The sequence below is a fragment of the Psychrobacter sp. GP33 genome (assembly GCF_014119005.1).
Taxonomy (GTDB): domain Bacteria; phylum Pseudomonadota; class Gammaproteobacteria; order Pseudomonadales; family Moraxellaceae; genus Psychrobacter.
Map to the genome: position 1 here is coordinate 394,361 of NZ_JACGYX010000002.1, position 26,050 is coordinate 420,410.

19 protein-coding genes are annotated in these 26,050 nt (G+C 42.8%); 10 read left to right on the forward strand and 9 right to left on the reverse strand.

Annotated elements, in window-relative coordinates; all coding sequences use genetic code 11:
• The first annotated feature begins 83 nt into the window (after window positions 1-83).
• Both secA and H2245_RS04185 read left to right on the forward strand, forming a co-directional pair.
• Window positions 84-2,873 (forward strand): preprotein translocase subunit SecA, encoded by a 2,790-nt coding sequence (gene secA / locus H2245_RS04180; RefSeq protein ID WP_182406105.1) that lies wholly within the window; start codon window positions 84-86, stop codon window positions 2,871-2,873.
• 302 nt (window positions 2,874-3,175) lie between these two features.
• Window positions 3,176-3,706, forward strand: coding sequence for a hypothetical protein (locus tag H2245_RS04185; RefSeq protein WP_182406106.1), 531 nt, complete (start codon window positions 3,176-3,178; stop codon window positions 3,704-3,706).
• 137 nt (window positions 3,707-3,843) lie between these two features.
• Here H2245_RS04185 and H2245_RS04190 read toward each other — a convergent pair whose 3' ends face one another.
• The 5 genes from H2245_RS04190 to H2245_RS04210 form a co-directional block, all read right to left on the reverse strand.
• On the reverse strand, window positions 3,844-4,533 hold the full coding sequence (locus H2245_RS04190; protein ID WP_182406107.1) for a YsnF/AvaK domain-containing protein: 690 nt from the start codon (window positions 4,531-4,533) through the stop codon (window positions 3,844-3,846).
• A 466-nt stretch (window positions 4,534-4,999) separates the two neighbouring features.
• Entirely contained in the window at window positions 5,000-5,848 is an 849-nt protein-coding gene (locus H2245_RS04195) for a DUF2382 domain-containing protein (protein ID WP_182406108.1), read from the reverse strand.
• A gap of 541 nt (window positions 5,849-6,389) precedes the next feature.
• On the reverse strand, window positions 6,390-7,571 hold the full coding sequence (locus tag H2245_RS04200; RefSeq protein ID WP_182406109.1) for a thiolase family protein: 1,182 nt from the start codon (window positions 7,569-7,571) through the stop codon (window positions 6,390-6,392).
• Between the two features lie 165 nt (window positions 7,572-7,736).
• Window positions 7,737-9,107 carry a homoserine dehydrogenase gene (locus H2245_RS04205; RefSeq protein ID WP_182406110.1) on the reverse strand — a complete coding sequence of 457 codons (1,371 nt, stop codon included), beginning with the start codon at window positions 9,105-9,107 and terminating at the stop codon, window positions 7,737-7,739.
• 471 nt (window positions 9,108-9,578) lie between these two features.
• The gene (locus H2245_RS04210; RefSeq protein WP_182406111.1) at window positions 9,579-10,439 is read right to left on the reverse strand and encodes a DsbC family protein; all 861 of its coding nucleotides are present in this window, start codon (window positions 10,437-10,439) and stop codon (window positions 9,579-9,581) included.
• Between the two features lie 310 nt (window positions 10,440-10,749).
• Between H2245_RS04210 and H2245_RS04215 the strand changes: the two genes are divergently transcribed.
• Window positions 10,750-11,679, forward strand: coding sequence for a DUF808 domain-containing protein (locus H2245_RS04215; protein ID WP_182406112.1), 930 nt, complete (start codon window positions 10,750-10,752; stop codon window positions 11,677-11,679).
• Window positions 11,680-11,834: 155 nt separating this feature from the next.
• Here H2245_RS04215 and H2245_RS04220 read toward each other — a convergent pair whose 3' ends face one another.
• Window positions 11,835-16,154 (reverse strand): Rne/Rng family ribonuclease, encoded by a 4,320-nt coding sequence (locus tag H2245_RS04220; protein WP_182406113.1) that lies wholly within the window; start codon window positions 16,152-16,154, stop codon window positions 11,835-11,837.
• Between the two features lie 1,066 nt (window positions 16,155-17,220).
• On the opposite strand from H2245_RS04220, the gene H2245_RS04225 reads away from it, so the two are divergent.
• Both H2245_RS04225 and H2245_RS04230 read left to right on the forward strand, forming a co-directional pair.
• On the forward strand, window positions 17,221-18,234 hold the full coding sequence (locus H2245_RS04225) for an RluA family pseudouridine synthase (RefSeq protein WP_182406114.1): 1,014 nt from the start codon (window positions 17,221-17,223) through the stop codon (window positions 18,232-18,234).
• A 187-nt stretch (window positions 18,235-18,421) separates the two neighbouring features.
• Window positions 18,422-19,063 (forward strand): HAD-IA family hydrolase, encoded by a 642-nt coding sequence (locus H2245_RS04230; RefSeq protein ID WP_182406256.1) that lies wholly within the window; start codon window positions 18,422-18,424, stop codon window positions 19,061-19,063.
• Between the two features lie 86 nt (window positions 19,064-19,149).
• Here H2245_RS04230 and yihA read toward each other — a convergent pair whose 3' ends face one another.
• Window positions 19,150-20,016, reverse strand: coding sequence for a ribosome biogenesis GTP-binding protein YihA/YsxC (yihA, locus tag H2245_RS04235; RefSeq protein WP_259365072.1), 867 nt, complete (start codon window positions 20,014-20,016; stop codon window positions 19,150-19,152).
• 285 nt (window positions 20,017-20,301) lie between these two features.
• Between yihA and H2245_RS04240 the strand changes: the two genes are divergently transcribed.
• The 4 genes from H2245_RS04240 (at window position 20,302) to H2245_RS04255 (ending at window position 23,384) form a co-directional block, all read left to right on the forward strand.
• Window positions 20,302-20,634: a cytochrome c5 family protein gene (locus H2245_RS04240; protein WP_259365073.1), complete on the forward strand. Its 333-nt coding sequence runs from the start codon at window positions 20,302-20,304 to the stop codon at window positions 20,632-20,634.
• 316 nt (window positions 20,635-20,950) lie between these two features.
• A complete protein-coding gene (locus H2245_RS04245) occupies window positions 20,951-21,619 on the forward strand; it encodes a cytochrome c (protein ID WP_182406115.1) in 669 nt (222 codons plus the stop codon).
• Window positions 21,620-21,909: 290 nt separating this feature from the next.
• Window positions 21,910-23,058 (forward strand): hypothetical protein, encoded by a 1,149-nt coding sequence (locus H2245_RS04250; RefSeq protein ID WP_182406116.1) that lies wholly within the window; start codon window positions 21,910-21,912, stop codon window positions 23,056-23,058.
• Window positions 23,046-23,384, forward strand: coding sequence for an RnfH family protein (locus tag H2245_RS04255; RefSeq protein ID WP_310734116.1), 339 nt, complete (start codon window positions 23,046-23,048; stop codon window positions 23,382-23,384). The genes H2245_RS04250 and H2245_RS04255 overlap by 13 nt, the downstream gene beginning before the upstream one ends.
• Before the next feature lie 141 nt (window positions 23,385-23,525).
• On the opposite strand, the gene H2245_RS04260 is transcribed toward H2245_RS04255, so the two are convergent.
• The gene (locus H2245_RS04260) at window positions 23,526-23,948 is read right to left on the reverse strand and encodes an outer membrane protein assembly factor BamE (RefSeq protein WP_182406118.1); all 423 of its coding nucleotides are present in this window, start codon (window positions 23,946-23,948) and stop codon (window positions 23,526-23,528) included.
• 321 nt (window positions 23,949-24,269) lie between these two features.
• Here H2245_RS04260 and fur point away from each other — a divergent pair, with 321 nt between their 5' ends.
• Window positions 24,270-24,704, forward strand: a complete 435-nt coding sequence (fur, locus tag H2245_RS04265) for a ferric iron uptake transcriptional regulator (RefSeq protein ID WP_182406119.1) — start codon at window positions 24,270-24,272, stop codon at window positions 24,702-24,704.
• A gap of 138 nt (window positions 24,705-24,842) precedes the next feature.
• Here fur and H2245_RS04270 read toward each other — a convergent pair whose 3' ends face one another.
• Window positions 24,843-25,964 carry a PilT/PilU family type 4a pilus ATPase gene (locus tag H2245_RS04270; protein WP_182406120.1) on the reverse strand — a complete coding sequence of 374 codons (1,122 nt, stop codon included), beginning with the start codon at window positions 25,962-25,964 and terminating at the stop codon, window positions 24,843-24,845.
• Window positions 25,965-26,050 lie beyond the last annotated feature (86 nt).

Sequence of the window (26,050 nt, forward strand, 5' to 3'; positions counted from 1 at the left end):
AAGGGCGACAGGCTCGCACGTTCTGTCGCAACTTTGCTAAAGTGACTTTGTTGATTATCTAATATTCCATAGGTTAAAAAATTATGTTATCAAAGATTGTAGGCAGTGTGGTTGGCACCAAAAATGAGCGCGAACTAAAACGCATGCGTAAAGTCGTTGCCAAAATTAATGCGCAAGAGGCAGCAGTACAAGCCTTATCTGATGCGCAGCTGCAACAAAAAACCCAAGAACTTAAAGACCGTTATCAAAACGGCGAAAGCTTGGATGCGTTATTACCAGAAGCATTTGCCATTTGTCGCGAAGCATCGTTACGCGTCAACGGCATGCGTCACTACGATGTGCAGCTGATTGGTGGTATTACTTTGCACGAAGGTAAAATCGCAGAGATGAAAACTGGCGAGGGTAAAACCTTGATGGCGACATTGGCGATGTATCTTAATGCCATTAGTGGTAAAGGCGTGCATTTGGTCACGGTCAACGACTATTTGGCAGCGCGTGATGCCGAGTTAAACCGTCCTTTATTTGCCTTTTTAGGCTTAACCGTTGGCGTGATTTACTCGCAGCAACCAGCGCAAGAAAAGGTTGATGCCTATCAAGCGGACATCACTTACGGTACTAATAACGAATACGGCTTTGATTATCTGCGCGATAATATGGTCTTTAGCTTGGGCGAGAAAAAACAGCGTCCACTAAACTTCTGTATTATTGATGAAATTGACTCTATCTTAATTGATGAAGCGCGCACGCCGCTCATTATCTCGGGTCAAGCCGAAGATTCATCGCGGATGTATGCGCTGATTAATACCATTATTCCAGTGCTTATTCGTTCAAAAGATGAAGAAGCCAATAAGAATAATGAAGAAGAAGACTTTTGGATTGACGAAAAAAATCGTCAAATCGAAATCAGCGAAAAAGGTTATGAGAAAATTGAGCGCTTCTTAATCGAAGTGGGTGAACTTGGCGAAAATGAAAGTCTTTATAGCCCAAGCCGTTTGCCATTGCTCGCGCACGTGCAAGCGGCTATTCGCGCCCATCATGTCTTTGTCAAAAACGTCCATTACATTGTTGATGATGGCGAAGTGGTCATCGTTGATGAAAACACCGGTCGTACCATGCCTGGTCGCCGCTGGTCAGAAGGTCTGCATCAAGCGGTAGAAGCCAAAGAAGGCGTTGAGATTCAAGCGGAAAACCAAACCCTTGCAACCACCACGTTCCAGAACTTTTTCCGTCTATATGACAAGTTATCCGGTATGACCGGTACAGCGGATACCGAAGCCGCCGAATTTAAATCGACCTATGATTTGGATGTCATCGTGATTCCAACCCATGAGCCGATTGCTCGGGTGGATTTAGAAGATCAGATTTTCTTAACCAAATTGGGTAAATATCAAGGCATCATCCGCGAGATTAAAGAGATTCAGGCAAAAGGTGCGCCAGTGCTGGTTGGTACGGCAACGATTGAAGCCAGTGAAGAGTTGTCTTATCTTCTCGATCAAGAAGGCGTGAAGCACAACGTCTTGAACGCCAAACAGCATGAGCGTGAAGCCGAAATCATCGCGCAGGCGGGTAGCCCAAAAGCCGTGACCATCGCCACCAATATGGCAGGTCGTGGTACGGATATTATCTTGGGTGGTAACTGGCAGTCATTTATTGAAAATATTGAGTCGGTCAGCCCTGAAGAAATGGCGCGTCTAAGAGCCGAGTGGCAAATCAAGCATGACCAAGTGGTTGCGGCAGGCGGCTTACATATCGTTGGTTCCGAGCGTCACGAGTCACGCCGTATTGATAATCAGCTGCGTGGTCGTGCTGGTCGTCAAGGTGATCCTGGCATGTCGCGCTTCTTTTTATCGCTAGAAGATGACTTGATGCGTATCTTTGCCGGTGACCGCGTCGTCAATATGATGCGCGCCATGGGTCTCAAAGAAGACGAAGCTATTGAACATAAAATGGTTTCAAAATCCATTGAAAATGCCCAAGGCAAAGTTGAAAACCGCGACTTTGATGCTCGTAAAAACTTGCTAAAATATGATGATGTGGCGAACGATCAGCGTAAAGTTATCTACGGTCAGCGCGATGATTTACTCGCAGATATGGATTTGTTACAAGCCATCGAAGCCATGCATTATGATGTTTATAATGCCATGATTAGCCAGTTTATTCCGCCCGGCTCTGTAGATGATCAATGGAATGTCGATGGGTTAGAGGATGAGCTTGAGAACGAATTTAAGCTCTATATGCCCATTAATGATTGGCTCGATGCCGACCGCCGTTTGGATGAAGAAGGGCTGCGTACCAAGATTATTGACACTGCACTTGAGCATTATCGTGGTCGCCGTGAGCAAATGGGCGTTCAAAGTGCGGCTCAGTTAGAGCGTCATTTCATGCTCCAAAGTCTTGATAAGCACTGGAAAGATCACTTAACGCAAATGGATCAGCTGCGTAAAGGCATTCACTTGCGTGGTTATGCGCAAAAGAATCCTGAGCAAGAGTATAAACGTGAGTCGTTTGAGCTGTTCCAAATGATGCTGGGCGCGATTAAATCTGAAACCGTACAAGATTTATCACGGGTTCATATTCCAACCCAAGAAGAGCTAGAGGCGCTAGAGGTGCAGCAACGTGCAGAAGCTGCACAAATGCAGATGCATTTTGAGCACGATGAGGTGGCGAATTTAGCAGGCGAGTCACAACCAGAGTCAGATGCACGTGCGAATGGTCAGATGCGCGTCAATCTTGGTGGTGCTACTGCCGCTGCCGCTATAATGGACGGTGGGAATGCTGAACCGAATCCTTATGCGGGGATGAATGTCAGCCGTAATGCCCCATGTCCATGCGGTTCGGCACTTAAATACAAACAATGTCATGGCAAAATATAATGGTTTAAGATATTAATTAATATCGTCACTTAATACGATTATTTATCTTATCTATTTTGGAATAATCAGTTTTTATAATTGCTAATAAAAGCCCAGTGCAGGTTATGTGCTGGGCTTTTTTAAGTTTTGCCCTGACCTTAAAATTTTGGAATACAAGCCTTTAACAATAGAGTAGCGTTTAGGATGTAATACCAACGCCAACAGATTAAAATGACATCTGCTAAGATGTGCTTACAAATTCGATATAGGCGTGCATCAGTAGACAGGCTATAGTGTTTACCATATTAAATTAGGAGAGTGTTATGAGTTTAGGGCATGTACGACCTTCTGTCCTCATCATGAGTGTGCTTGCTGGTGCGCTTAGTCTCAGTGCCTGTCAGCAAAAACCAGATCCTGACGCAAATCTAGACGACGGCATTAATGCCGAAGAAACAGTTCCAATGTCAGCTGAACCAGCCGACCCTAATATCACCGTTTTAGCAACCGAAGACGCTGCATTGAACGAAGCTGCATTGGAAGAAGCTGCCGATGACATGGGTGCGAATGCTGGCTCAGTTTTTACAGAAATGACTTATTTATGCTCACCTGAGTTAAAAGTCGATGCGACTTATGAAGGTAACGAAGTAGTGATCGGAACGGATCAAGGAACGTTAACCTTAACCAAGACCAACGAAGGTACTAACCCTGAAGTCTACGAGGTGGCAACTGCGATTGATGGCAGTGAAGGCTTTATGCAATGGCGTGTAGCCAATAAAGATCGAGCAACGGCTGTGTTGCGCATGGCGGGTGCGGATGCTAGTAAAGTCAGCACCTATGATTGTAAGAAAACATAATAAATATTACTATCAAGCCATAATATAAAGTCAGCATTCCACAAGCCAAATAAAAAAAGCAACGCTTAGGTTGCTTTTTTTGTGCATGTTATTTTATATATTAAAGCCAATCATGGCTGAATAAGGAATAATACAATTTATTTCTTTAATCCATTTCCACCTTTATGATCTAAAAACCCTTCTTCAAAAACCTCTAGCTCTTCATGTTGTAATAGCACTGGGATAGTATCGGTATGGACATGGGTCGTTTTATTGATTTCAACTTCCTGAATCACATGAGTATCTTTAGTAATTACGGCAACTTGGCGTGAGATAACAATCTCAAGTGGCGCATCGCCAATCTCAACCTGCTTACCGTTGATTGTTACCACTGCATGTGTATCTAGGGTAGGGTCGACATGTTGCACTATATCTTCATCGTTGTAGTCGCCTATCAGTAATGCTTTGCTATCTTCATCAGAATATTGTGTTTCTACCGTGATGTATTCTTCAATCAGCTCAATAGGTACAGTGATGGTTTTAGTACGAGTATGCTTGGTAATGGTAACTTTACCGACGTCCAAGCGTTCTTTATTGACCACTGGTCGCTCTTCTAACAACTCTAAGCGTCCACCTTGACCAGAGTTATTCACTGCGGTCGTAGCGCTCACATATTGGGACACTTTATCGGGGGCGGGTAATTTATTCTCAGCACTGTGATCAGCAAGTCTAGCCGTCTTAACATTTATATCAGGCGACGATAAGTTGGTATTCATCACATCCTCATCATGAATATTGTGGTTATCATTATGTGTGCTTTGACCACTATTAGCATTATCATTATTCATGGTTTAAATCCTTTTTTAACAAACGTCGTGGCTATTCTAATAGTCGATACAGCTATATTGTCATTATATTTTGATAATAAAGCTACGCTCGATTAGTAGGATTAATTATTAGTATTATTAAGTACTATTTATATTGATTTAATAAATAATTACTAAGAAATATTTAAAAAATATTTTATTTAATATCGCTCATTTAAAGTCAGAATTTTCAAATATTAAATTTAAAGTAAGCTAAATAGATAATAGTATGGAAATTTAATAAAAATAAATAAATAAATGAAAGTAAATAAATAAATTTAAACTGAAGGCATTAAAAAAGACCAGAGATAGGCTCTGGTCTTTTTCATACTGAGTATTAAATCTCAGTTAGCATCCAGCGTTGCCGCCCTATTGGAATAATTTAGGTATATAACTTGAAATTGTATTCATTCCATTAGCCTAATAAGCGGCGCGACTAGCAAATGTATTACATGCCACGAGCGCGACGTACATCTTCAGCAGTGATATTATCACGGTCGAACAAGTTACCTTCACGGTCAACCACATTACCATCACGGTCAATATCTAGCTCTTCGCGCTGAATAGTCTCAACGATGGTTTCAGTGCGGCTCTCAGTAGTTTTACCAACAGATACTTCTTCTGCAACATAGGTTTCTTTATTGACACGAGCACGTTCTGCTTCTAGCTCAACTTCGATGGTTTGATTGCCATCGACATCACCGATTCGGCGATCTGTTGGACGATCAACATTGGTACGTTCAATATGCGCATGCTCTTCTTCAAGATTAACGTCAATGTTGCGCTCTTCGGTTACTACATGCTTGCCTACTTTTACCAATCCGGCAACGATACGGTCTTTATTAACCGTCAGGCGCTCTTCTAATAGCTCAAGGGTATTTGGCGCGTTGTAAGCATGATCTTGAATTTCCATACGCTCCGCAACAGGAACGGTATCAGCAATAAAGGCTTTGCGGTCATTTTCATACTGCTCTTTATAGCTGTATTGATAATCATGGTCGTACGCTTCCATGGCTTCAACTTGAGCTTTGGTTAAGCTGTCAAAGAATACGTCATCGCCAACGATACGAGCAAGACCTGCTGGTACCAATACTTCTTTTGAGCTGAACCAGCCACCTGCATCAACGATTAAATAACGAATACGACCAGTAGTATCTTCTACTAATGCGCCTTCGATTTTGCCGATTTTGTCTTCATCGACGCCATAAGCAGTTTTACCTGTTGGGTCATAATAGTCATCACCGATAAGATCACGGTGAGTAGCTTGGATGTCTTGTAAACGGACTAATTGGCTCATTGTTATATCCTTTTTATATGAATAAATAGTTATTCGATTAATTATTAATGGTTAAAAGTGAAACTCAAAATAATAGCGTTAAACATTAACGCCGATTATAAAAACTTGTAAATCCATCGTTGAATAATAAATGGTAGGTTGGTTCTTCTAATTTCTTTTGCTACCAAAAATGATTAATTGTATTTAAATAATAAAGCTAATTAATCTCTGCTGCCTCAACTTGTCATTATCGTAACACTGAGATTTTCGTGGGGATATATGAGCAAGGTAGCAAAGTGTGCATCTGACGTAATTACGTGTAATGGGCTGTAAACGCCATAACAACGCACGCGTATAAATTAACGCTTTTTTACAACACTCGACATTATTTACTGTACTGAATATCTTAATTATAATTTTAACCATAAAAAAACCGCACTGAGCTTGTCAGTGCGGTAATTATTGAAAATTGATTATTAAACTTAAAAAATTTAATATTTATGGTTGGAAATCTAGCGCCTCATTCTGATTAAGCACTAGTTAAGTAGAGTAAAATGACTATTTATGGCAATTCGATAGCAATAGCGACTGCTTCGCCACCACCAATACATAAGGTAGCAACGCCTTTTTTACCGCCAATACGCTGTAAAGAGTTTATCAGCGTGACTACGATACGCGTACCAGAGCAGCCCACAGGATGACCAAGCGCACAAGCACCGCCTTCGATATTGACCTTTGCGTAGTCAATAGCAAGCTCATCAATTGCTGCCATAGTCACTAAAGCAAAGGCTTCATTGATTTCCCATAGATCGACATCAGCAACTGACCAGCCCGCATTTGCCAATACTTTTTCGATAGCACCAATGGGGGCAATGGTAAATTCGCCTGGATGGCGTGAGTTTGAGGCAGTAGCAATGATGCGCGATTGATAATCCAAACCTTCTGCTGTTGCTTGAGACTCTTTCATTAACACGACCGCTGCTGCACCATCTGAGATGGAGCTGGCATTTGCTGCGGTAATCGTACCGTCTTTAGCAAAGGCAGGACGTAACGTTGGGATACGCTCAGCATTGGCAAGACCCGGTTCTTCATCGGTGTCAACGGTGGTGTCGCCTTTACGTGTGCTAAAAGTGACTGGAGTAATTTCATTTTTGAAATGGTCGTCATTGATAGCGGTTAGGGCACGGTTGAGCGATTCAATGGCAAAGGCATCCATTTGCGCGCGGGTATAGCCTTTTTTATCTGCCATTTCTTGCGCAAATTGACCCATTAATTTGCCCGTTTCGGCATCTTCTAAACCATCTAAGAACATATGGTCTTTGACTTCTTTATGACCCATGCGATAGCCAGCACGTGCGCCTGGCATGATATAAGGCGCATTGGTCATGGATTCCATACCACCTGCCACCGCAACGTTAAAGCTGCCTGCGTTGATACCGTCACACGCTTGCATAATGGCTTTTAGCCCAGAGCCGCATAGCTTATTAATCGTCACCGCGCCCGTGGTATCGGGTAAGCCAGCTGTACGCATAGCTTGACGGGCAGGGCCTTGACCAAGACCGGCAGTAAGAACACAGCCCATAATCACTTCATCAATACTATCAGCGCTAACGCCTGCACGCGAAACCGCGGCTTTAATTGCTGCTGCGCCCAAGTCGGTAGCACTGACGTCTTTTAATGCCCCTTGAAAGGCAGCCATGGGTGTACGCGCACTATTAACAATTACAATGGGGTCATTTAACATCGTTACTTATCCTATTTTATTTATTGAGTAAAACTTGTTATAACGTTTACTTAGCTTCTGTTATAACAAGTTTTTATGAAAAATAGTCATGATAGTGCGCACCTATGAGTCAATCCTCATGCGTTAATATGAATGCTAGCCTCTATAACTGACTTAAACAAAGACCTATGCTAACTCGTCCAAGCGAATACGCACCACTTTATCGGTAACCGCCGCCAGATTTTGGATTTTTTCAATCGCAAGGTTCATCTGACTTTCAACCACAGGTAAGGTTAAAATAATGACCGGTACTTGACCAACTTTATGCGCCGGCTTTTGTAAAATCGCATCAATATTAATGCCAGCATCACTCAAAATACGGGTAATATCAGCGAGAACGCCAGGATTGTCATAGGCATGGACTCGCAGATAATAGCCGGTAATCATTTGCTCAGCGCGTAATATCGGCGTGTTCGAGAGTTGCTCAGGCATAAAAGACAAATGCGGCACATGATGCCCTATTTGCCCTTTTTGACTATATGCATCTGTATTTGACTGGGCATTGCTGTCTGAACGCTCACAGCCTAAGACGCGCACCAAATCCATTACATCTGCCATGACTGCTGATGCCGTTGCGCCTGCGCCAGCACCGTCGCCATAGTAAAGCGTCTGACCGAGTGGGTGTGAGTTCACCAATACCGCATTTTTTACGCCATTAACATTGGCTAATAGCGCATTTTGCGGAATCAACGTCGGGTGTACACGCAGTTCAATGCCTTCTTCACCTTCAGCATTGGTACGGCGAACCGCAAATCCTACATGCTTGATACGATAGCCAAGTTGCTCGGCATAATTGACATCTTGTAGGGTAATCTCGGTGATACCTTCACAATAGACCTTATCAAACTGTAGCGGCATACCAAAGGCGATAGAGGCAAGTAGGGCAAGCTTGTGCGCCGCATCAATGCCTTCGACATCAAAAGTAGGATCGGCTTCAGCATAACCCAGCGCTTGCGCCTCTGCCAACACATCGGCAAATGGGCGACCAGTATCGCGCATCTCAGTCATAATAAAGTTACCAGTACCATTGATAATACCAGCAAGCCAGTCGATTTTATTGGCGGCAAGGGCTTCGCGCATGACTTTGATGATAGGAATACCGCCGGCAACTGCAGCTTCATATGCCACGTGCACATTGTGCGCTTCTGCTAGGGCAAAAATCTCATTACCGTGCTCAGCCAGTAACGCTTTATTAGCGGTGACCACGTGTTTGCCATGTTTGATAGCGTGGGTAATGATGTCTTTAGCAAGAGTGGTACCGCCAATCACTTCGATCACAATATCGACATTATCGCTGGCAGCAATTGCCATCAAATCACTATTTTGCATAATAGTCGGGTCAATATCGTCACGTTGGCGGCGCGTACCGACTTCGGTAATGATAATATCGCGTCCACTACGACGTTTAAGTTCGGCTAAATTGTCATTAATAAGGTTGATCACGCCAGTACCGACAGTACCAAGACCAAGTATCGCTAATTTGATGGATTTACTCACAGTATCCTCAAGAGATTAAATAGATGAAAGGGCAAAAGAAAAAAGAAAAATCGATGGCTACGCATGGATAATATATGCATAGGTTATATATACATGAATAATAAAGGATAAATTAATTATACGCACAGCATGCTGTATAAGGCACTATAAATAATAGTACGATAAATGCGGTTAGCTGATAGTAATAATAGCGGATAAATAGCAGGCAAGTATACGGATATTGCCACTGAGAATAATGAATAGAAGGGTTGATATCCTTATCTGCTGCACTAGATTCTGCTGTCCTGCATTATCTTATCATACCGTCAAGCGCGGGCAGCGTCTACCTTATTACAGAGCTGCTTATGCTTTTTATTAAATGAGAGTGGTACTGTTGACCACTCACAGTTTACGACTATTCATTGCTAGTACAAATAACTCAGTGCTGGTACGCATAGCAGCACACTATTATCCTGTTTATTTTATACTAACTTATTGTATACCAACCGCTTGCGCCAATTGCGCGGCTGGCAAGTAACCGCCCACTTGTTCACCTGATTCGGTAAAAATAGCAGGTGTTCCGCGTACGCCTAGACGCGCACCAAGTGCCATCTGCTCTTGTACCGGACTGTTACAGCTGGCAGCAGTGACATTTTCACCTGATTTACCTTTATTCATCGCGGCAATGCGATCTTTACTGCACCAAATGGCTTCCATTTTTGGCACACTTTGTTCGCTACGTGGCCATGCTAGATAACGCACTTCAATACCTAATGCATTAATCTCGTCTATTTCATCGTGCAATTTGGTGCAATAAGGGCAATCAGCATCGGTAAAGGAGTAAACGACTGATTTGGTGACCCCTTTGGCTGGATAAATAATCATATCCTTTTTATCGACCGCTTTTAGCGCCTGCTGCGCGGTACGGGCGACTAATGCGCTACCGATATCAACGGGTTCTCCATTACCAACGGCAATGATTTGTCCTTGAATAATATGTTTGCCAGATTTATCTGTAAAAAATGGCGGCAAGCCTTCAGCCGTCACCCAGTAAATACCATCCATCGCCGTCGCTTCAGCCGACGTAATACGCTCTTCAATACCAGAGGCTTTTAGGTTTTCTTGTAGCGCTTTGACCACCGCAGTATCGCTGTTAGCAACCGTTTTACTAGCTGTAGCTTGACTGCTTTTTACCACACTGGCATTGCCGGTTGCGTCCGCTGCATTATTGGTGCAGCCAGCCGCAATAACGACCAATGCGGCACTTAAAAGACCGCGAGAGAGTCGGTTTGGTAAGTTAGGTGAAACAACAGTTGTTGAATCACAAGCTTTAGAAAATCTGAACAAGGACATAAAACCGTTCCTATAGGCAGGTGCGCCTAATCTTGTGTACATAAAAATAGAGGCAAAGAGCAAGCCTTATCTTAACATATTTTTATAAATAACAGCCGAAACGCCTCTCATCTGGGTTTAAGTACACTTTAGGTAAGCAATCGCTAAATAAAGGTGTAACAATCGAAATTTAGATACATTTATGCTGTTTTATCTATCTGGTTGACTACGTGATCTACTGCTAATATGCGTGCAATAATATCTTGATAATAGAACATCTATTTAACCATTCATTTCATTTATAGCAGCGAATTGACGCTAAGGAGCACATATGGCAGGGGCGAGTTTATTAACATTATTGGACGACATCAGTTTGATATTGGATGATGTATCATTAATGACTAAAGTTGCCGCCAAAAAAACTGCTGGGGTATTAGGCGACGACCTTGCATTAAATGCTGAGCAAGTAACCGGAGTCAAAGCCGATCGCGAGCTACCCGTGGTCTGGGCAGTAGCAAAAGGCTCTTTCATTAATAAGTTGATTTTAGTGCCCGCAGCGCTATTGATTAGCGCCATCTATCCACCGCTTGTGACTTTTCTGCTGATGTGTGGAGGGCTTTATTTGGCTTATGAAGGTGCTGAAAAAGTCATTCATAAATTTTGGCCACACTTACTACCGCATGATGAAGAACAAAACGAGCGACTGCGTGCTAATGCGGATGAAACCATCGATTTGGTGGCGTTTGAAAAGGAAAAAATTAAAGGCGCAGTGCGTACTGACTTTGTGCTCTCGGCAGAGATTATCGTCATTGCTTTGGGTTCTGCTGCTGGTGCCACGCTTTTAGAGAAAAGCTTAGTCCTTGCTATTATTGCCGTCGTGATCACGGTGGGTGTTTATGGTTTGGTTGCCGGCATCGTCAAAATGGATGATTTAGGCTTGCATCTGTTGAAGCAGTCTAGCAATGTAAAGCAAAAGATTGGCAGCTTCTTATTGTCATTTGCCCCCAAATTAATGAAGTTCCTATCGATTGCTGGTACGCTTGCGATGTTCTTGGTCGGTGGTGGTATTTTAGTCCACGGTATTGGGTTCTTACACCATGGCGTTGAAGACTTAGCCCATTTAACGGGTATATTTGAGAGTTTAACCACAATGTTGCTAAATGGGTTTGTTGGTCTATTGGTTGGTGTGGCCGTGTTTGCCGTAGTCACTATAGTTGGTAAAATGCGTCATAAAGACACTGATTCGTCTGCTACCCATTGATAGTGAAATAAGAGATTAATGAGATATCTAAAGAGCACCATTTAAAAAATTTATAGATGTGCTTTTAAACCCAAATCTTTGAACCATGAAAAAGCCCCAAAGTTAATGATAACTTTGGGGCTTTTTTATTTAACAACAGAGCATTAGATAACAGATTAGTCGTTACTATTGTCTGTATTATTAGCATCTGTATTTTCTTGCTCTACTTTATCCGTCTGCGCTGGCTTTTTTTGCTCAGTTTTTGGTTTACGACTGCGCGCTTTAGGCACCTTGGGCGTGGTTAAGTTAAACATACCCATTTGCGGTAACAATTGCTCTGCCACATTCTCAATCATATTTTTATAACTGGCAATGGTAGTTTTTGACTTGTTTGCTTGGTTGTCGTCTTTTATAGATTCCATAACCGCCTCAGGCATGGCAGGAGTCTCCTCTGTTTCTACTTCAGACGGTTGCGTATCGGCAGGCCCTTGCTCAGGCTCTAGTTTCTGCTCCGATTGGAGTAGTTTCTCGCTTTGCACACTGACGTTATTAGCTTGCTCTTGATTGACTAGCGCGGCTGCTTCAACATCAGACACATTAAGCTCGCTTTCTGTAAGCGCGCTGTCTGTCTGCGCTGTCGGCACTGCTGGTTCTACAGGCAAAGTGACTGCTTGTACCTGATAGTCAGGATGCTGCCCACGTGGATCGTTGCTGGCACGTTGGGTGATAGGACGTGGTTCGACTTCTGTTTTACCTTGCGCGGCGGCAAACTGACTGACCGCTTGAGTCATCGCTGTAAAGCGGGTTAGGTAATCCGCTGCAAGTGGCTGATAGCCGTAATTGCTAAAGTCAAAGATTACATCCGAACGACTCGATTGAGCATGACCACTATTTGGATTAATTTCCACTGCAGTACGCTGCACCTGCTGATTATGCATGCTAACCGCTTCGATAAAGCTCCGAATCACCCCGTCATTAAGCAGGCGGGTTTGAGCATCAGGGAGCATTGACTGAATAAAGTCGCCCACCGTGCCACGAATGGTAGGCGCCGCCACCGTTTGCTCTGCTTCAACTTGAGCGGTTGGCGCAGTTAACGTGACTTGCGACTGTACCTGCTGACGCACTACACGTGGGTCATTGCTGGCTTGACCAAACTTACTGGCAGTCACATAACGTTTACCAAACAATGCTGCATGGGTCAGCTCAAGTAGCGCTGGCGATTTATTTACCGCATCATCTTTCACAGAACGCTCGTCAGAAGTTTTGCCTTCAATGACTTCTTCTTTAAAGTCGGCTTTTACGCCACTAAATTCAGCTTGAGCAGGTTCTATAGATTGTTGTTGAACTTGTTGTTTTATTTGCACATCAGCTTTGGCGACAGCGTTATCTGCTTTCTCAGCTGCAAAAGTGGGCTCAACAACTGGCTGCTTACTCTCAGTCTTGTCTTGCGCTGTGTCATTTTTACTGTCATCAATGCCTTCACTTACTACATGTACCTTCACAGCCTCATCAGTAATTGGTTCAACTGCTTCGATTTCTGTGTCTTTGCTAATTTCTGGCTCATTCATTTGAACCGCTTCTTCAACAGCTTCTACATTTTTTCCAATGGCATTTTTAGCCGTATTAGCTGCAATAACAGTAGGATTCACAGCTACTATTGGTTCAGCCATTGTCGTAGCTACTGTTACTTCTTGTGCTACCGAAGCTTGAGCAGTAGCGATAATTGCACTGGGCACTACGGCATCAGCTCCCGATAAATCGCGCTGAGCTGGCTTTTCATCAACAGAATGCGACGCACCTTTTTCAGACTTGCTTTCATCTAATGACAGATGAACCACTTCTGGGGCTTTGTGCTTAGGCGGCGCAACATTAACGTGTAAGCTTACCTCATTGGGGTTTTGGTGGCGTGCACTTGTCTCTTTGTTAGTAGCTCTGTCTTGACTTGCGGCATGTTGCGACGATTGCTGTTTAGTATTGCTATCAGCCGTTAGAGTTTCGCCGCGCTCAAGTTTACCGCGTGAGTTACGTTGGCTATGCGGCTTACGTTTGCTTCGCGTTTGCTCTGTTGCTGCCGGTGATTGCGCGTCCGTGGTTTCGCTACGTTCGTCATTTTGACGTGCACTATTTTGGCGCTGATTGCGACCACGTCCATTGTCTTGATTGCGTTTTTCGTGCTTGTCATCTGTCGCGCTGTTATCAGTAGCCGTGTCAGCAACAGGGTCGGTATGATCATCAGTACGGACATTGGCAGATTTATTATCCGTATGACGCTCATCGTTGGCTACTGTTTCATCACGCGACTCACGGCGTTGATGCGGCTTTGCGGCTCTTGATTTGCGCTGTTTGCGTCTTCTTCTATCTTCAGCACTGGTATCGCTATCGGCATCATTAGTGTCAGTGGCATTACCATTTTGCGTTTGGGCAGCTTGAGTACTCGTAGCCTGCTCTTCATGGCGATTGGTTGCCTGATTAGAAGGTAACACAGCTGCGCCTTTAGCAGTACTTAACACCTCATTATTAACTTGTCCGAATGAACCTAAGCTTTGAGTGCCCGTATTAACCAATGCTTCAATCGCCTGGGCAGCGTCACGGCTGCTAACACTGGCTGTAATCTGAGCTTGTGGTGCTTGAGCAAAAAGATTAGATAACCAGGCTACTGCTTGCGGTTGTGCGGCAGCAACTTGCGCGACTACAGGAGCAGGCTGCGCGTTTTGATGATTAGTTTGAGCAGCGCTACTTTGGATAGGTGTATCTTGTGTAATAGCATTTTGTACGGCGCGTGTCGATTTTACCGGCTCGTTGTTATTTCTATTATGGTTATTTGCATTAGCTGTGTTTTGTGCAGTATTACCGTTTTGTTCACTGCTATTTTGCGAGCTATCATCATTGCCGTGGTTCGGTGCTTTACGGGGCTGGCGTGTTGGCTGCTGTTCAGGGCGTTCTTTGTCAGCGGTTTGCCAATCAACATCGTAGCCTAGACCACTATGCTCTTGCTGCTGAGTATCACTAATACGCTCGTAACTTGAAGGGGCAAAACCATCACGGTTAAAATGCAATTTAAAATTCGGTGATTCTAAATGGGCATGCGGTAAGATGGTTATGCGCGTGCCACTGTCTTGTTCAAGATAAACGATGCTATCTCGTTTCTCATTTAATAAAAAGGCTGCAATATCCGTCGGTACTTCTGCCTGCACTTCACCTTGACGCTCTTTTAGGGCAATTTGTTCAATTTCACGCATTATAGAAAGTGACAATGAGCGCAAGTCGCGAATCATGCCATTACCGTGACAACGTGGGCAAATATAGCCGGTAGACTCTTCTAGCGATGGGCGCAAGCGTTGACGGCTCATCTCCATCAAGCCGAATTTTGAGATATCACCAAACTGGACACGCGCGCGGTCATATTTGGTAGCATCAACCAGACGTTTTTCCACTTCTTTTTGATGCTTATTGTCATTCATGTCAATGAAGTCAATGACAATCAAGCCACCCATATCGCGTAAACGTAGCTGACGGGCAATCTCATCTGCCGCTTCTAAGTTGGTATGATAAGCGGTCTCGGCAACGTCCGAACCTTTAGTAGATTTAGCGGAGTTGATATCAATAGAGACCAACGCTTCAGTTTGGTCAATAACAATTGATCCGCCAGAAGGCAGGCGCACTTCACGCTGATAGGCAGTTTCGATTTGCTTTTCGATATTAAAGCGAGCAAACATCGGCTCATAATCAGTATATTTACGTAACTTGTCCGCTTGCGTAGGCATCACTGCATCAATAAAAGCAGCTGCTTCAACATAAGCATTTTCGTTATCAATCCAAATCTCACTGATATCGTCACGCAAATAATCCCGTACCGCACGGGTGACAACCCCTGCTTCTTGATGCACTAAGCGCGGTGACGGATACTTTTCGTTTTGTTCTTGAATGGCTTGCCAGATATTGAGCAAATGGTTTAAATCGTGCTGCAAGTCTTCTTGGGTTTTGCCAATGCCTGCGGTACGGATGATAACGCTCATGCCTTTTGGTAAATCCAAATTGCTTAGCATGCGCTTCATATCTTCACGCAATTTGCCTGATATTTGACGTGAAATCCCACCGCCACGTGGATTGTTCGGCATGAGTACTAAATAACGACCAGCAAGCGATACATAGGTTGATAATGCTGCGCCTTTATTACCGCGCTCTTCTTTTTCGACCTGAACAATTAGCTCATCGCCTTCTTTGATAAGCTTTTTAATATTTTCGTCGCGTGGGTTACCACTTAAATATTCTGCTGAAATTTCACGAATCGGCAAAAAGCCTTGACGCTGTGAGCCGTATTCGACAAACACAGCTTCAAGTGACGGCTCAACGCGGGTGACATGACCTTTATAAATATTGGATTTTTTTTGCTCACGTGTACGGTTTTCCAAATCAAAATCGTACAGATGATTGCCTTTACAAAGGGCGACACGAATTTCTTCGTTTTGAGTGGCGTTGATTAAAATGCGTTTCATATTATTATCCTATGAGTACGCATAATCAGGATATGACGGAGTTAGTAAGCAGAAAAAGGGCAGCAGCAAGTCGCGCTAATGAGTACATCAGCAACTGATAAAGTATATGTAATATTCAAAACGGATAAAAAAACAAACCCTGCCGGTTATGATAAGAACCTGTACCATGCTAAATGCTCAATCCAAACGACTATAAACAATAAAGATGATGAGCAATAAATCCTATGAAAATAAGTAAAGTAGGGTGTAAGGCTATCTTCAGTTATAAATCATTATTGCTACGATATTATTTATAATCAGTTATAACTATGACAAGTCTTTGATGTATACCTAATGCAGTGGCAGCAAATGCTGGCAAGGCGGTAGCAATTATCTGTCATAGTTGCAGATCGGCTATCATATAGGGCGTAAATCTATATAAAAAGCATCTAATTATTTTGAGGCAAATGCTTAGCTAATGGGCAATTAAGGTTTATCTATTGTCTTTTGATGTTTCGTTTCAACATCACGTTTTAATATCACTAGTATCAGTGTTAGCGTCAGTTAGTATATCGCTGTGCGGTTATTCAGCGGGGCGTACTTGGCAAACAGAATCGAGCATTGGATGATCAATGCAGTTATATATGATTCTTTCAATGTATGTTCTGTTTGACCGCCAATAAGTGGGCAGCAGTAAAATCTTAACGTCAAACTATCATTACTTGCTCAACTGCACCTGCTCAAAAAATTTGTCTAGCAAATCGTGATCATGCGCTAATTGAGTAAATTGTGTATGGTTATCAAGTGTCCGCTGAGCAAGTAGGCTCAGATAAACATGTTGATCATGGATGGTATCACTACCATTTAATGAACGCCATGCCTTATATTATCAAGCATATTGTCATAAAATTTAGATGAGCCGCGCAGCGAGCAGTAAATACCTCATAACTAGCGAGTAGTCAGGATGGCAGCTAGCAGGTTAAGACAATAACGAATATTGCCGTAACCGATGCGCAATTGGCGCTCAACATGTTAAACTATAGCAAATCTTTCTGTAAATACCTACCTAAAAATGACAAACTCAAAAATGACTGACGACGCAAACGCCCCCGAAGCCCCCGCTATTTTTAATAGCAAAACCCGCCCACAAAGTGCTGACGATGAGATTAGCAACTTTGCTAAGGTCAACTATCTTGAAGTGACCCGCCATCAACATGACCAACGTTTAGACAACTTTTTACTGAATCGTTTAAAAGGTCTACCAAAACCGCATATTTATAAAATGATTCGCTCGGATGAGATTCGGGTGAATAATAAGCGCTGTAAAGCCCATGATAGATTGCATCGTGAAGATGTGGTGCGTATTGCGCCAGTCGTATTAGCAACCCGCGAAAAACCAATTATCAGTACTGAGTTTGCCAAAAGCTTATTAAAGCGAGTGGTTTACGAAGACGAGGGTTTGCTAGTACTAAATAAGCCTTCAGGCATTGCAGTACATGGTGGTAGTGGGCTTGATTTTGGTGTGATTGAAGCGATGCGTGAAGTGACAGGTAAAAAATACCTAGAGCTGATTCACCGTATCGATAAAGACACTTCAGGTCTGTTGATGATTTCTAAAAAGCGCTCTTCACTAAAAGCGTTGCAGCAGCATCTGGTCGATAGAACCATTCAAAAGCATTATTTATGTCTGGCTAAAGGTCAGCCTGTGCTAAATGAGCAGTCTATCGATGCGCCATTATTACGTTATACGCTGGCAAGTGGTGAGCGCCGTGTCAAGGTTGACAAGCAAGATGAGCAAGCCAAAGAAAGTCAGACTAATATTATCGTACACAGCCGTTTTACGATAGCGGACCAACCGGTAAGCTTGATAGAGGCTAAGCCGCTTACTGGGCGCACGCACCAAATCCGTGTGCATCTGGCACATATCGGTCATGCTATCTTGGGCGATGATAAATATAATGTTCATGACAAGTCAGGCGTGCACCGTCTGTGCTTGCATGCGTGGCGCTTAGATATTCCTGGTTACGAGCCGATTATCGCGCCACTACCAGAAGATATCGCCGCTTTACTACCAGAAGGTACAGAATTGCCAACGGTATAGTTGAACTCTCCCAATCTTGCATAGTGAGTCGTTATCATTGTCCGTTTTACAATGTTTATAGAAGGGTAGAGTGATGAGTCAGCAAAAAAGCGATCAATACAGCACCTTGTTTGTTTCTGCCGATTTAAAGATTGACGACTCAAGCATTAATGATTCAAACCTTTCTCCAGCTGTAACCTCTAGCTTAATGGATAAAACGCTGATTATTTTTGATTGGGATGGCACCTTGATGGATTCGATTGGCTTAATCGTTGAATCCATGCATATCGCTGGCGAAGCGCATGGATTTCAGACCACAGACCAAGCTGTTAAAGGTATCATTGGATTGAGTTTGCTAACCGGTATAGACATATTGTACCCAGCAGCTAACTCGGTGCAAAAACTGGCAATCGAAAAAAGCTATAGTGAGTATTATATTGCCAACAGTCACCGCACGCCTTTTTTTAGCCCTATTGAAACCATGCTACAAAATTTGCAAAATGCAGGCAAACAGTTGGCAGTTGCCACGGGTAAAAAACGTCGCGGTTTAGATAGAGTACTGGCTGCCTCAAACAGCGGGCGTTATTTTGACGTTACACGCTGTGCGGATGAGTCCGGCTCAAAGCCGCATCCACAAATGCTCAGTGATATTTTGGCGCACACCCAACAGACCATTGCCAATGCTGTATTTATTGGTGACAGTATTTACGATATTCAAATGGCAAATAAGTTGGGCATGACCAGTATTGCGGTCAATTATGGCACAGCGGTAGGTGATGAGCTTGCTGGCGAGCAACCGAGTTATCAGGTAGATACCCCGCAAGAATTAGTCAATTTACTGTGCGGTTAGTGTTTATAGTTTTGTTTTTAGAGTAAAAAAAGGCTTTATCGTATTAACGATAAAGCCTTTTTTATTACAAGTTTACTTAATAAATCTTATTCAGAATCTTTTGATTCAGCTATTTGTTCATTAGTAACTGGTTCAACGCTTTCTTGAGACAAGCTTGATTGTTCACTATGCATCAACTCACTATTTTGTGTCACAGTGCTTTCAGTTTCGCTATCATTTGACTCGCTATCAATGACATGATGTTTTTTAATGTCATATTGCTCATCAAGAACCGGCTCGCCATTTTTATCATCATCCAGCTTATAGCGATACCAGTTGCCCATGACCCCTGCCAACTCATCCAGCCCTTCTTTTCTAAGTGCTGAAAAAAGCTGAATGGTGCAGTTTAAGCCCAATTTTTTGAGCGCTTGACGGGTATTGAGCAGTGCGTTTTTAGATGCGCCATATTTTAGCTTATCTGCTTTGGTTAATAAAATATGCACCGGAAGATTTCCCGCATGTGCCCAATGCAGCATTTGCTCATCAAAAAACTTTAATGGATGACGAATATCGGTCATCATTACCAAACCGGCAAGGCTTGAACGTGATACTAGGTATTCTTCTAGTTCCACTTGCCACTCTTTTTTCATCTCGAGTGGTACGGCAGCATATCCATAACCGGGCAAATCCACTAAGCGTCTATCGGTATCGCCAATACTAAAAAAGTTAATCATCTGCGTGCGCCCGGGCGTTTTAGATGACCGCGCCAGTTGTCGCTGATTGGTTAAGGCATTAATTGCTGACGACTTACCGGCATTGGAACGACCGGCAAATGCCACTTCAAAACCAATGTCAGCCGGACATAGGCGAAAGGTGGGCGCTGAAGTCATAAACTCAGTTTGCTGAATGCGTTGACGGGCTTTGGTGTTAAACGCCGCATGCTCAGCGGCGACATCTTTAAACGGGGTACTCATAACTGACTCATTAACATGCGAAAATTAAAAAATAAAGACAGCATAACATTAAACTGAAAGAGTACTTAACAAAAATTATCGCAATAATCATTATGTTATTGCTTATATAAATCTATCGGTACCATATAAGTCAACAGACGGTATGGTTTGAGATGAGTTATTATAGATAAGAGAACCTTATATAAAGTTTATAAAAGGACGGTACTTAGCAAAACTGCCTATACTGCCTATTATACACACCCAGCAAAATACCCAATAGATAGTACATCCGATAGGAGATATCTTATGTCTTTTTTCAAACCATCTCTTACTCTTATGCGTCCTATGTTTTCTAGCAGCATCATAGTTTTAGTATTAAGTATGGCACTTATAAGTCCGTCATCTGCGGTCGATGCACCCAGTGTTTATAAAGCTTCATGCGCTGTATGTCACGATAGCGGTGCTTTAAATGCACCTAAAAAAGGAGATAAGGCGGCATGGGATAGTATTAAGAAAAAAGGCATGCCTGCATTAGTGAATGCGGTAAAAAGTGGTATGATGCAAATGCCAGCAGGCGGACTCTGTGCCGATTGTAAAGATGAGGATTATCGTCAGCTGATTGAGTATATGAGTCAGTAAACAGGGTTGATCTTAGTGAGTTTCTATACATCCTGTCTTTTGAAGGTAGCGGCTAGATTATAATGTAAATAGAAAAACTTCTAGATGCTACGATTAAGTAGGCAAATTGTATAAAGTCTTGCTATAATAATCGCAAATAAACCCTGATGTTAGTAAGTACTTTCAGGCAGATTGTGATAAAGCTCTCAACTGCACGGGTTACCTTATATAGTAACGAGGTAGCTTATATTAGGTTGTGGCTATTCTATTCGTATATCTTCTCCAAGTTACAATCATTCTAAATAATGCTTCCGTCAAGTTAGTAGGATCTGTATCCATGAAAAAGTTAATCGCTGCCGCCAGCTTATGTGTTGCAAGTTTCAGCGTACAAGCTGCTATCACTGTTCCTGAATATGACGTTAATGCAGGTAAACAAATCGCTGAAACGGTTTGTGCCGCTTGTCACGGTGTTGATGGGGTAAGTATCGTTCCTGCGCAACCAAATTTGGGTGGTCAAAACGTCAAATATCTATACAAGCAGTTGGTAAACTTTAAAGCAGGTTATCGTAAAAACGGTATCATGCAATCACAAGTTGCCAACTTATCTCAGCAAGATTTGGCCAACGTTGCAGGCTATTATTCTAGTCAAAAACCTTGGGGTGTGGGTTATGGCAATCCTGCAACTGCGCAACAAGCCAGCAAAATCTTCTTGGGTGGTGACAAAAAGCGCGGCGTTATTGGCTGTGCCGGCTGTCATGGTCCAGATGGTGGTGGTAATACGTGGGCAGCATTCCCGCGCTTAGGCGGTCAGCATGCTGAGTATATTGCAACCCAGCTAAAATTATTCCGTGCAGCGGGACGTGAAGATGATATTGCCAGTGAAGATCAAAAGCGTGTCAATGATGGCGCTAAAGAAGGCGAAATCGGCATGATGCAAACGGTTGCATCAAGACTGTCAGATCGTGATATTCGTATCTTGTCAGATTATGTGAGCGCAATTCACTAAGAACTGATTTTAAGTCTTATTTTTCAATGCTGAGCATTTTCTAAATGCTGAGTATGTTGTATTTTAAAACCTACGACTGACTGGTATTTTGTATGATAAGAACCCCGATTTCGGGGTTTTTTTACAGCTGTATTCTTTGTTGTCGATTCACTATCCTATCTTTGCAGGTTTTGCTTAGAAAACCTGCAAAGATAGGATAGTTTACAATAGCTTTATATTTTATTACTGCTGTTTTATTATTCCTAATTTAGACTTTCTGTTATTCACTTTTGTTCGTTTGGATTAAGATTATGATGATCCGCTATGCTTCTTATTTTATGGCAGCTTTACTGCCATTATTATTATTCCGCTGGTTTGCGCCGACGTCTATAGGTGAGATTGATTTCTGGTTGCTTTGGTTATTGGCGATGGTGTTGGTATCACTACCGGTTATTTATGCCGAGATAGCGCTGGCTTATCGCAGTACTGAAGCGCCTGTCGCTGGTATGCAGAAATTGACACGTGAGGCAGATGCCAGTCCATTGTGGCGCAGTTTTGGCTGGTTGGCAGCGCTCGTCTCTATTGTGATTGCAGCACTAGTCATCTCAGGTGCCAGTGACGGCATATTGTCAGCGCTGACGGCTTTAGACAGTGCGCCTGCTATTCCAAGCTTTGCACTGGCAGCAGGTCTGATGGTTATTACAGTGTTGCTCAGCTTGCTTGCGGTTGCACCGTTACCTATAGGCTTAGGGCTGATGGTGATAGGTCTGATTATGGGCGTTGTTGGTGGCTTTCCTCAGATTAGTTTTGCAATGACAAGTATCAGTTTAAGTGAGTGGGCGCGTGCAGTAGCACTGGCATTGGTCAGCGTTGGCGCGGGTACAGGATTATATTGGTTTGGTCAGCATTTGGTGACCAAACAAACCGTGACAGCAGTCGATGATAGTCAGCATGATGCTAGCAGTGTGCGCGCGGCAAAGAATACCGAGCTTAGCAATTATCGTGCGACCAAATTAGTATTACCGATTTGGATATTGCAGCTGGTAGTTGGGATGATTGCATTATTAAGTAGTGGTGTAGTCTTGCCACCTATCGGTCAGCTGTTATATTGGGTTGGGGTGTTGTTTGTCGCCAGCTACTTATTGCATTACAGTGCTCAGCAATTGGCGCATAAGTTTGGGTTACTGCTGAGTTTGCTAATCACCTTAGTGATAGGTTTGGTGCTGGTGATAGCAATACCGACTACCTGGCTGGTTGGGGTGTTGGTAATTATCAGTAGCATCGCGGTATTGTTATTATCCATTTTTGCAGGCTGGCGAATGAAAATCAGTCATTTGCGCAAGTCATTAAACTTTGGTAATGAAGGCTTTTACAACTTATGGCGTATTACCATTCGTTTGGTAGTACCGTTAGCATTGATATTGGCACTGATAGGTTGGGTGATGCAGTGGCTGAGCTAATAAAGGTTCATTTGGCATATGCAGAAACTGCCGAGCACCAACATTATCAAAGCTTGCAAGTTGTGGCGGGTATGACTTTATACGAAGCATTGGCGAAGGCAGAGTGGCTAATTAAGTTTCCACAGTTGGCAATTTGGTGTGAACAGGTGGTGCAGCTAGAGACACCGAACGCCAAGCGTTGGCATGTGGGCATTTATGCACAGAAGCAGCCGCTTAGCTATGTACTCCAGCCGCTAGATCGTATTGAAGTGTATCGGAGCTTAAGCGCTGATCCTATGTCTCAGCGTAAGAATAAAAGTACCCAAAAAATCAAATACAATCAATAGTTTGTAACGGTAATACAGACGTAAAAAAAGTGACATCCTGAGTGGTGTCACTTTTTTATTGCCAGCTTAAAGATTACCATTTTTTAAATTGTCATCTCAAATGGCTATCTTTAATACAGCAGCTTTTATAACTATTATTGACTAAGCAGTAGGCAGGGTTTCAATCCCTTCAATGCGTGTGACAATGCCGTTTGCATCAAAGTAAATAACCAAATGCTGGCTAGCATTTTTTACATCAGCAATCCCTTTTCGGCGTCCTTCTGTACCTGCTTTATAGTCGTAAATATAGTCCCAACGATTGGGTGCTAACGTATCTTTAATGGCAGGACTACCAAGGATATACAGCACTTGATTCTGATTCATGCCGACTTTTAGCTTTTGGGCATCAGTTTGGGTAATCGGTGTCCCTTGCGGTAAGTCAATTTTATAGACACTCAGCATGGAACAACCTGACATGGCAACTGCCATACCAAGTATAGCGCTCATGGTTAGCTTGCGGAATGGGCTATAAGTGGTATTTGGGGTACGAAAAATTAACGGCTTTATCATGGTAAGATGACTCATAAGAAATGGGTTAGGCGCGGCTAAGTGCAGCGAATGCAAGTCTTACCGGCAATCACTGATAAATGATACGTCATTTACTTGCAATTGCCTACCACTTACGACATTATTTACCGCATCCTATTGGCTATAATTCTATGTTTATGGTGCGAATTCATGCACTTACCCCAATGTGGTGAAATAATGATAAGCTATTATATGCCGTTATTTCTATGAACCTCTTATTATTATAGCAAATGGCTCGTCATAGCCTCTTTAACGCTTGTATTAATGAACTCTTATTTACTTTTATTTGCTAAGACTTTTATAGTCAAAGGATATATTATGGCTTCTATTACCAATCAAGATTTACGTAAAGCAGGACTCAAAGTCACTCTGCCACGTATCAAAATTTTAGAGTTGCTTGAAAGTGCGGAACTGCATCATATGAGCGCAGAAGAGGTGTATAAAGCACTGATTGAACAAGGAGAAGACGTCGGTCTAGCCACTGTTTATCGGGTACTGACTCAATTTGAACAAGCGGGCATCGTTGAGCGTCATAATTTTGAAAATAATTTGTCGGTATTTGAGATTGCTCAAGCCAAGCATCATGACCATTTAGTCTGTGATGTGTGCGGCTCTATTATTGAGTTCCATAATGATATTATCGAGAGTGAGCAGTTGAAAGTTGCTGCAGAACATGGCTTTAAACTATCAGGACATTCGCTAGTGCTATACGGTATTTGTAATAATCAAGACTGTAGAGACAGTGCGAAGTAAGACTCTATTATCTATCATGGCTAGTAAAGTGTGACTGGTAACTTTTTCTCTGTCACTAGTAATTGTTATAAATGAAAAACAGCGCTTATAATCAGCGCTGTTTTTTTATGCCGTAACATTATGAATGATTATGACTTGCTAAGTAATATCCAATGACAGATGGTTCGAGCCTTCATTAAGGTTTTGCTGACTGTTTTTACTGCTCAGCTTAATTTTTAAGCGTAAGTCATTAGGCGAGTCGGCATGATTGATAGCATCATTATAGGTAATCTCGCCATTTTCATATAAATCAAACAGCGCCTGATCAAAGGTTTGCATGCCACTATCGCGAGAGCGGGTCATGACGTCTTTAATTTCGTGCACCTCACCTTTACGAATATAGTCGCTGATAAGCTGCGAGTTTAATAAAATCTCAATGGCGGCACGGCGACTTTTGCCATCAGGTGTGGGAATCAGCTGCTGAGCAATAATCGCCTGGAGGTTTAGGGATAAATCCATAAATAATTGATTATGTCGATCTGATTCAAAAAAGTGAATGATACGATCAATGGCTTGGTTGGCATTATTGGCGTGCAAAGTAGCAAAGACCAAGTGTCCGGTTTCAGCATATTGAATCGCATAACTCATAACTTCACGATTGCGAATCTCGCCAATTAGGATAACGTCGGGTGCTTGGCGCAAGGTGTTTTTTAAACCTGCCTCAAAGGTTAAGGTATCGATACCGACTTCACGCTGAGTGATGATACAACCTTGATGCTGATGCACAAACTCAATAGGATCTTCGATGGTGATAATATGACCTTGTGAGTTTTGATTGCGGTAACCAACCATAGCGGCAAGGGTAGTTGATTTGCCTGTACCGGTTGCGCCAACCAATAAAATAATACCACGCTTTTTTAAAGCCAGTGCTTTTAGCGAAGAGGGTAGGCGTAACTCTTCAACAGTCGGGATTTTATTTTCGATTTTTCGTAAAATCATTCCTGCCATATCGCGCTGCATAAATGCGCTAACGCGAAAGCGTGCTTGCTGTGCAGCATCTGTGATAGCAAATTGGCACTCATTGGTCTCTGCAAACTCCTTCTGCTGGTTTTTGCTCATCACACTGTGAACCAAAGCCAGCGTATTTTCGGGCGTCAGTGGTGTTTTACCCACTGGACGAATGCTGCCATTTATCTTCATCGAAGGTGCGACGTCCGCGGTAATGAATAAGTCAGAACCGTTATTTTGAATCATCAATTGAAGCAGTTTATCGAAATCCATAAGATATCCACGGTAATAGCGCATTTGTTAATAAAGGTGATAAATATTTGCAGAAAAATACAAAAGCAGGTCGAAAATAGCTAACT